This window comes from Clostridium sp. MCC344 (assembly GCF_018785365.1).
Classification (GTDB): domain Bacteria; phylum Bacillota; class Clostridia; order Lachnospirales; family Lachnospiraceae; genus Pilosibacter.
On the sequence record NZ_WQPQ01000001.1, the window covers coordinates 50,702 to 59,350 of the forward strand.

Here is an 8,649-nt window from a genome sequence, read left to right on the forward strand (position 1 = left end):
AAATGAGCTCAATTATAAAACCTGGTTTTATATTATAAAACACAAAGCAACTAATAAAGGAGGAAGATTATGACAGGATCACAGATTGATGTATTATTGAAAACAATGGCATTAGTTGGTACCTTGCTGTTGATTGGCACTTTTTTGCGTGCAAAAGTTAGTTTGTTTCAAAACCTTTTTCTTCCGGCTTGTGTGATCGGCGGGATTATCGGACTGATTTTAGGGCCGAGAATGCTGGGAGTGTTGCCGATTTCAGACGAGATCATGACAACTGCCTCTAATATGCCAGGTCGTTTTTTTGCACTGATCATTGCGGCATTACCGATGTGCAGTCAGAAATTAAAAAAGGGTGAATTGTTTCAACGGATCGATGCAATCAAGCTGGGAATTATCATTTCTTTGATCAGTGCGTTACAATTTGCAATTGGATTTCTAACCAATATTGTTTTTACAAAGCTTGGTCTTGAGATGTACTCCGGATATGGACTGGAAATGATGCTCGGCTTTTGCGGAGGACATGGAACAGCGGCTACAGTCGGAGGAATCCTGCAGAATCTTGGTCAGGACTATTGGGAAGTTGCCCAGGGTATGGCGATGACGTTTTCTACGATCGGTATGGTCGGTGGAATCATGATCGGAATCACGGTAATCAATATCGTCTCCAGAAAAGGATTAACCAATTATGTCAAAGATCCAGGTGCGCTTCCGAAAGAGATGAAAACAGGATTATACAGTACAGTAGATGAATGTCCTTCAGCAGGCCGCATTACAACTGCAGGAGGAAGCATTGATACACTTGGACTGCATTTAGCACTTATTTTCCTCTCTGTTGGTGCTGGATATGTCATTAACTACATGATCAATAAGTATCAAATCCCTGGTCTGACGTATTTAAGCTCATGGTTCTGGATGTTAATGTCGATGTATGTGATCTGGTTTGCAGTGCGCAAGTTAAATTGCGAACAGTATTTTGATGCAAATATAAAAAGCAGAATTCAGGGATGTGTCACAGATTTTATTGTAACAGCGGCTATTTTCAGTATGCCGATCGAAATGATCGCTGAATATTGGCTGCCGCTGCTTACAACTTCTGTTTTAGGATTTGTTGTGACAGTGAGTGTACTTTTATTCCTTGATAAAATGTATCTGAGCAAAGACTGGATCGAAAAATCGATGGGACCGTTGGGAATGCTCACTGGTGATTTTATTACCGGCGTTTTATTAACGAGAATGGTCGATCCGGACTTCAAGTCAGAGGCAATGGGAGATTTCTCTATTGCATATTCAATCAATACATTTTATTGTGTTGCAATGCTCGCAATTCTGTTCCCATTTGTTGTGAAACGCGGAGCGATGGCAGCGATGATCTTTACGGTAATTCATGCGGTTATTTTTATGGTAGCTTTATGTCTTGTCAATCTGAAAAAGAAGGGGTAAGGTGGGATTAGAAATATGAGAAAACTAAATGGATTATCAATTATCGAAAATGAATATTGCTATAACGAATGGAGATTCGATACGAGCACCAAAGAAAGAAAACGGATCCTGTCATCGATACGGGAGTACAGAGATCCAAGGGATACTACTTATTATAAAGAGTCTGGAACTTACCAAAAAGCGGGAGTTGATTATAAAGTCTTCAAAACAGACTTTGAAAGAAGGGAAAAATGTGAGCCCTATGAAGGAGTATTGAAAAATCTTTCGGATTTGGTTTGCAAAGAAATAAAAGAAGGAAACGGAATTCTGATGTCCAGTGGATACTGCGCGCATGCGCCTGCGATTGCCGGAGGAATTGAACGTGCAGTTGGTCCGGATAAGAAAATCGGAGTGATATGGATCGATGCTCATGCAGACAATCGAATTGCAGAAACTACAGAATCGTTAGATATCAGATTGGTTGGCGTTCCTGTTTCTGTCATGGTGGGACAGACAGCTGAAGATTATAGAAAAAAAGTTTGTGGTTTAACAGTCCCGATTGCAGGAGAGCATATCCTGGTTAGTGATGGTCGAATGAACATCCCGGAATTTGATGAGAATCTGAAAAATGCTGGTAGTAAAAAAGTTTCTGGAGAAATATTTGATGATCCGGAAAAATGGAAAGAAGAAATACAAAAACTTGCGGATCAGACAGATCTTTTATATTTGTCTGTGGATGCAGATATTCTTGCAGCTGAATGGATTCCAGCTTATGCGAAATATGTTCCGGACGGACATAGCTTAGAGACCGTGAAACAGAATGTACAGATCGTGATGGAAACAGGGAAAGTGATCGCATTTTCATTATTTTGCGTGGATTTTGACCGGTACGATATGGGAGGAGAAAAGACCTATAGCAGTGGAAAAGAAATTTTAGAGGCAGGATTGACATCCTGGAAACAGCTGCCGGATCTTGTATAAAAATAAGAAAGTTAAAACAATGGGGGCGGATTAGATCCAGCCCCCATCCATTTTAATGATCTGACCGGTCAGGTAATCCGGTGCTTCTACGAGTTTCATGACGAGATCTGCGACTTCCTCTGGCTTTCCCATGCGGCCGGTGGGAATCTCGTCTAAGAGCATCTCATGCTCCTCATCAGATAAAAATCCGTTCATCTCCGTATCAATGGCCCCGCAGGCGATAGCGTTCACCTGAATGCCGGAGGGGGCGAGCTCCTTGGCGAGGGCCATGGTGAGACCGTTGACGCCGCCTTTTGTGGCAGAGTAGGCCGCTTCGCAGGAGGCCCCGCAGACACCCCAGACGGAAGAGATATTGATGATCTTTCCGCTGTGGTTGTGGATCATTCCCGGAATCGCAAACTTCGCGCAGTGGAAGACGGAGGACAGGTTCGCGGAGAGAATCCGGTTCCAGTCTTCAAAGCTCAAGTCCTGTAAGAGCCCGATGATGGAGATCCCGGCGTTGTTTACGAGGACATCCACATGACCGAAGCGGGACTTGATCTCCTGAAACAGGCGCTTACAGTCTTCCGGATTTCCGACATCCGCCTGTACCGCCAGGCACTCTGAACCGAGCGTCTCCACTTCTTTTTTCACTTCTTCCATCCGTTCTGTGCTTCGGGCACAGTTGATCACGACATGGTATCCGCAGGAAGCAAATTTTAAAGCCACCGCCCGCCCGATCCCGCGGGAGGAGCCGGTGACGAGAACTGTTTTTTTCATAGAGAGACACCTCATTTTTTATTTCTCCCTTTCATGTGTGGGAGAGATGTATAATTGCTCTTCAATCGAAGAGGGGAAAGTCGTCCGGCTTTCCGATGTGCGAAGTATAACATATCAGGTTAAATCATACAATGGTAACGATGAAAATCCCCCCCGAAATATTTCGGAGGGATTTTGTGTAAGTTTATTTCTGCTGTCTCGCCTCATTCAGGCTCATTCCGCCGCGGACGAGGTCTTCGATCCGGTCTTCCTTTGCTTTGATCTTTTTGGCTTCTTCGAGAACTTCCTTTAAATGTGCACTTGGAACGACGGCAACGCCGGTGCGGTCCATAAGGATGAGGTCTTCCGGGCAGATCTGGACGCCGCCGATGAATACCGGGACATCGGTGTCAACCGTCTCCATGAAACGGGCGCTTTTTACCGGGCTTGTGCTGCCCAGATAGACCGGGAATTTCAGGTCTGCGATCTCGTCGATGTCGCGGAGACTTCCGTTTGTGAGTTCCCCCATAACGCCGCGCATCTGGGCTCTTGTGGCTAACATGGCGCCGCCTGTGGCGATATCGGTAAGACCGGTCGCCTCGATGACGAGAAGATCGCCGTATTCGGTCTGGGTGTCGATGATGGATGCCTGTTTTGTCAGCGCTTTTCCGTCGAATGCAGTCTTTCTGCGCATCTGGCGGATCGTCTTCGCAAAGCCTGCAGTACGCGGCTGGTAGACATCCAGAGCGTGAAGTCCGAGTACAACTCCGGAGCGGAGTCCGAGATTGTCCATGGCATCGGAGATGTTTGCAGTCGGAAATTTTTTGTAGTTTTCGATCCAGTAGGTTCGTTCTTCTTTATTGAACATGGTCATTTGTATCACAGCGTTTCTGCATTCATACAGCTGTGATTCTCCTTTCTAAATAATGATAGATCATTTCCGGAAGAATCATTTGAATTCTTCCCAGGCGGTCATAATTTAATTTTAGTATATCAGAAAAACAGCAGGGATTTTATGAATTTGGCGCAATTCATCATGCCAAAATGTCATGAAGATCCATTCCTTAAATTTATTACTTTTTAAGAAAAATGCCCGATGAAGATTCACCAGGCATTCCAAAGGATGTATTTGGGACCTTCAGTCCCTGAATGAACAAAAAAAATGGAATAATCGAAATTATTTAGCAAATTAGCATATTCATGCAATAATCTTATAAATTCCAATAAAAGCGAATACTGCCAACACCGCAAGCGCGATGAAGGATACCGCGAACAGCTCGACAAACAGTCTGTTCTGCGGGAATTTTTCATCTGCATCCTCCTGCTGCGCAACACCTGCCATGATGAGAGCACCGGTGGTGGAGATCGGTGTGAAGCCGGAAACAGTTCCGCCGATAACGATTACGGAGACAAGCTCTAACGCTGTCACGCCGCCGATGCTCGCAGCGAGCCCGCTAGCTGTCGGGATCAAGGTCGGGAATACGACACCGAGACCGGAACTGAAGAAGGACATGAGACCTGCTGCGATCGCCATGATCGTTGCGGCTGTCTTCGGACCCATAACGGATTCCAGACCGTCGACCATGATGTCGATACCACCGGAGAGGGAGATGACATTCATTAAGATGCCGACACCGAGAACCATGATGATCACGTTCCATGGGATCATCTTGAATGCAGTCTTTTCATCGCCGCATCCGAGAACGATCAGAACAGAACCGACGGTAAATCCTGTGAGACCGACATTCCATGAAAAGAACAGGGCACCGATGGCGAGAGCGGCAAGTCCCGCGAGGGAGAGCCACTGATTTTTGCTGAATTTCGGAAGAACGTCCTCATGAGCTGTGTGCGGAGCGACCTTCCATCCTTTGTAGTAGATGTACACGAGAACAGCCACGACAAGAGCTGTCACAGTGAGGCACATCATGATCGGAACGGTATTTCCTGCGAGTCCCTGTGCTTCCATAAGCTCACGGACAACGGCACTCTCCGGAGTCAGCGGGCTCATACGTCCGGACATAACGCCGAGATCGCCGATGATTGCCGTCATGATCGGGTTCACACCTGCGGATATCGCAACCGGGATCGCGATGACCGGAACGATCGCGAGAGACGGGATAGCTCCCGGTCCCACCGCACAGATCAGGAATCCGAGCAGGTACATGACGAACGGGATCAGCGCCTTGTGCGGTCCGACAAGCGCTACCATTTTTTTTGCGAGAAGCTCCAGAGTTCCGTTTTCGTTGATGATGGCAAAGAGATAAGTGATACCGATCATCTGCATGCAGAGGGAGGAACTGAAGCCTTTGATGATGTCTCCAGCCTTGATCCCGTAGACGAGGCCGAGGATCATGGAGAAGCCGATACATAAGATTCCGACGTTCGCCTTGCGGACGAAGCCGATGACGATGGCTGCTAAAAGAGCGATCAGTGAAATAAGACCAAGATTCATATGTGTACCTCCCTATCGGAATGTGATGCAGACCGGACTTTCGGCTGCGATCACGCGGCCGGTGTATTCCATGCGGCCCTGTTCAGAGTCAAGCTTCATCTCGATGATCGTATCGCTGTCCTCGTTTGCCATGTAGAAACGGCTGTAATCCGGGTTGAAGGTGATGAAGCGCGGGGTGAGTCCCATTGCCGGGTAGTAGCCGAGCTCCTTCATATAACCTGTCTCCTGATCGATGCGGTAGAGAACGATGGATTCGTGGATGCGGTTGGAACCGATGAGGATCTCACCGTTTTTATCAAGGAGAGAGGCGCTGGCCTGTCCTTCTCCGGTGTATGTCTCGGGAAGTGTCGGCAGGTTCTGGCGCGGAAGAAGCTTTCCGTTCACGTCATCAAAGCCGAAGTATGTCATCTTGTTGCCCTTTTCATTGATCAGGTACGCATATCGGTTGTTCGGATGGATCGCGATGTGGCGCGGCTCATCGTACTCTCTGGAGCGGAAGCAGTCGGTCTTGGTGAGAGTCCCGTTTTCTGCGTCAAAGCGGTATACGAGAACCTGACCGTAGCCCTGGATCCTTCCCTGGGTCACAACAAAAAGGTAGGTCTTTGTCTGATCCCAGATGCACTGGTGCGCGAAGGAGACAGTTCCCTCTTTTTTGCCAGGAAGATGAGTCTCAGAGACGATCTCTCCGAGGCTTCCGTCTTCATTTCTCTTAATGACATAGACAGCGCCGCCCTGGAGAGCAGCAACGACTAAAAAGCGGTTTGTTCTGTCAGCAGTGATGAACACCGGATTTTTTCCGCCGATTTCGATCATATTTAACGGAGATAAAGTTCCGTCTTCAAGAATTTTATAGCTGGAGACTTTTGTCTTGTCTCCGTGTACGGAATAGAGAAAATTTCCCTCATTGTCGAGTGTCTGGTAGGATGGATTTTCCTCCTCCGTCTTTAAACACTGGATCAGGTTCCAGTCTCCGGTCTTGTCGTTGATCTCGAAAACTTTTAAGCCTTTTCCGCGTGCATTTCGTTCTTTTGTTGTTCTGCAGCCCACATAAGCGTAGCTCATTTCCTTTTCCTCCTGAGATGAATATAGATCATATAAAAGATACCCACTTGATCACGTTACGGGATTCCCAGATCCGATGCCGGATTTCCTGCAGCCGGAGTGATGGCTTCAGGGAAAGATCGGAGGGATCCTGTCTTGTGATATCTTTATGATAAATTATTAACATGTCAAATGGAAATTCAGGAAAAGAATAGGCGCGGTATTCCATTATGGAATATCACGCCGGATTACAAACAGGTTTCAGACAGCCGGATCCAATTTCAGTTTACTCCGTAATAGTTTTCCACAAACCGGATAAAATCAGAGATTCCCTCGCTTTTATAGCAGCGGTCCGAGATCAGCATGGAGACTTTTCTGGAAACAGGATTTCCGTCCCGGTCATAAGCAGGGATCAGCTGTAGTTTTTCCTCGTCGATCTTCCAGTCATCTCCGAACACGAAACAGATCCCGAGCCCGTTTTCTGCCATTTCGATGGCGATGTCAAAGTAGGGAACCTGCTGTTTCTCATGGGGACTGCTTCCGAACTGACTTTTCCACCATTGATTGATGATCATGCGGACCATCGGATTATAGAAGGTCTCGATGAGTGGCATATGTTCGATGGAATCCATGGTTGCTGTTTTCGGGGCAACGATGTAGAGCTCTTCCTGAAACAGGCATACCTGGTCACCGAGATACGGGAAATCGCCGCAGACGAGACCGATATCGATCGTATCGTCGATCAGATCCTTTAAGATCACGTCGCTGGAGTTGGAAATTGTCTTGATATAGAGATTGGCTCCGCTTTTCTGGTATGCGGCGAGGAGTTTCGGAAGATGGCGCTTTGCAAACGAGTTCGGGACGCCGAGTTTTAAGGATTCCATCTTTGTATGGCGGTCTGCAAAGTGGTCCCCGATCTCCTGGAGAAAATCCAGCATGATGTTTGCCTTCTGTACCAGATATTTTCCGTCTTCTGTGAAAGTTACGCCGCGGCTTGTCCGTTCCACGAGCTGGCGGCCCCACTCGCTCTCGATCGACTGCAGCCGCTTTGTCAGGGCGGACTGGGTCATAAAGAGGGCGTCGGCGGCCTTTGTGATGCTGCGCTTTTCATATAATACTTTTAAAATTTTCCAGTCAATGTTTTTCATAGAAGTTCCTTCTTAAAAATAAGCAGATGAAGATGAAAATGAAGCAGCAAGCGATTCTGTATATTTTATAAAATCGACAAGCTTTTCCGGCAGTCGTTTCTCCTTCGGGTACACAAACCATGTTTTTCTCGTCACCGGTGTTCCGTCCGGCCATGTAAGCGGCGTGAGCGTCAGCTGATACCGGTTCTCAAAGTTTTCCGGCAGAAAACTCAGGGCATATCCCATCCCCTCATCGATCAGCTTCCATGCCCCGTCGATGTGCCCGACCATCATTCCGGACGGGTAAGCGCTCTCAAAGCACATTTCCCACCATCTGTTCAGGATCTTGGTCGTCTTTTCGTTCGTTTTATAGTCCAGCCGGTGCAGTCCGGGAAGCGCAGACACTTCCACGGCTCCTTTCGTGACAAGGAAACCGCGGGTCTCCCCTAACAGAGTCCTGTTTACCGGTCCCTCATAATCCCCGCGCAGAAATCCTACATCCACGGATCCGTCCAGGACCTGGCGGTAAAGAGCATCACTGGAATCATTGACGATCCGGAATTTTATATTTGGATGCGCGATCTGGTACGGAACAAGAACATCTGCGAGAGAGTATTTGCTGTAAGTGTAGGAAGCGCCGATCACGATCTCCGTCAGTGCGGCATCCTGCAGTTTTTTTAATTCTTCCTTTGTGTCATGGAACAGCTCCAGATATTTTTCTGCCTGTGCGGCAAGAAAATTTCCTTCTGCGGTGAATGTCAGGCCTTTTGGCGTCCGGTCCACAATGGTACATCCCCATTCGGTCTTCATTTGTTTTAACAAGAATCAGCAAGAATTCTCCCACCTCTATAGGTGGTGAGATGAATTGCCATCTCTTGCATAGTGCCATAGTTG

General features: G+C 47.3%; 8 protein-coding genes. 2 read left to right on the top strand and 6 right to left on the bottom strand.

Annotation, left to right across the window (positions count from 1 at the left end):
* Positions 1-69: 69 nt before the first annotated feature.
* Positions 70-1,437: a sodium/glutamate symporter family protein gene (locus GPK90_RS00365; RefSeq protein WP_215701837.1), complete on the top strand. Its 1,368-nt coding sequence runs from the start codon at positions 70-72 to the stop codon at positions 1,435-1,437.
* Positions 1,438-1,452: 15 nt separating this feature from the next.
* The gene (locus GPK90_RS00370; protein ID WP_118298704.1) at positions 1,453-2,397 is read left to right on the top strand and encodes an arginase family protein; all 945 of its coding nucleotides are present in this window, start codon (positions 1,453-1,455) and stop codon (positions 2,395-2,397) included.
* A gap of 30 nt (positions 2,398-2,427) precedes the next feature.
* On the opposite strand, the gene ymfI is transcribed toward GPK90_RS00370, so the two are convergent.
* The 6 genes from ymfI to GPK90_RS00400 form a co-directional block, all read right to left on the bottom strand.
* Positions 2,428-3,156, bottom strand: coding sequence for an elongation factor P 5-aminopentanone reductase (gene ymfI / locus GPK90_RS00375; protein WP_215701838.1), 729 nt, complete (start codon positions 3,154-3,156; stop codon positions 2,428-2,430).
* A gap of 184 nt (positions 3,157-3,340) precedes the next feature.
* The gene (locus GPK90_RS00380; RefSeq protein WP_118532579.1) at positions 3,341-4,009 is read right to left on the bottom strand and encodes an RraA family protein; all 669 of its coding nucleotides are present in this window, start codon (positions 4,007-4,009) and stop codon (positions 3,341-3,343) included.
* 324 nt (positions 4,010-4,333) lie between these two features.
* A complete protein-coding gene (locus GPK90_RS00385) occupies positions 4,334-5,587 on the bottom strand; it encodes an SLC13 family permease (protein WP_118532581.1) in 1,254 nt (417 codons plus the stop codon).
* A gap of 12 nt (positions 5,588-5,599) precedes the next feature.
* Positions 5,600-6,649 (bottom strand): beta-propeller fold lactonase family protein, encoded by a 1,050-nt coding sequence (locus GPK90_RS00390; RefSeq protein WP_215701839.1) that lies wholly within the window; start codon positions 6,647-6,649, stop codon positions 5,600-5,602.
* 260 nt (positions 6,650-6,909) lie between these two features.
* Entirely contained in the window at positions 6,910-7,776 is an 867-nt protein-coding gene (locus GPK90_RS00395; RefSeq protein ID WP_021905501.1) for a LysR family transcriptional regulator, read from the bottom strand.
* A 12-nt stretch (positions 7,777-7,788) separates the two neighbouring features.
* Positions 7,789-8,577, bottom strand: a complete 789-nt coding sequence (locus GPK90_RS00400) for a LysR family transcriptional regulator (protein ID WP_215701840.1) — start codon at positions 8,575-8,577, stop codon at positions 7,789-7,791.
* Positions 8,578-8,649: the final 72 nt, after the last annotated feature.

Bases quoted from the DNA above. Each gene is read 5' to 3' on its own strand.
- ymfI (WP_215701838.1), bottom strand. From the start codon at position 3,156: ATGAAAAAAACAGTTCTCGTCACCGGCTCCTCCCGCGGGATCGGGCGG.
- GPK90_RS00365 (WP_215701837.1), top strand. From the start codon at position 70: ATGACAGGATCACAGATTGATGTATTATTGAAAACAATGGCATTAGTT.
- GPK90_RS00380 (WP_118532579.1), bottom strand. From the start codon at position 4,009: ATGACCATGTTCAATAAAGAAGAACGAACCTACTGGATCGAAAACTAC.
- GPK90_RS00390 (WP_215701839.1), bottom strand. From the start codon at position 6,649: ATGAGCTACGCTTATGTGGGCTGCAGAACAACAAAAGAACGAAATGCA.
- GPK90_RS00370 (WP_118298704.1), top strand. From the start codon at position 1,453: ATGAGAAAACTAAATGGATTATCAATTATCGAAAATGAATATTGCTAT.
- GPK90_RS00385 (WP_118532581.1), bottom strand. From the start codon at position 5,587: ATGAATCTTGGTCTTATTTCACTGATCGCTCTTTTAGCAGCCATCGTC.
- GPK90_RS00395 (WP_021905501.1), bottom strand. From the start codon at position 7,776: ATGAAAAACATTGACTGGAAAATTTTAAAAGTATTATATGAAAAGCGC.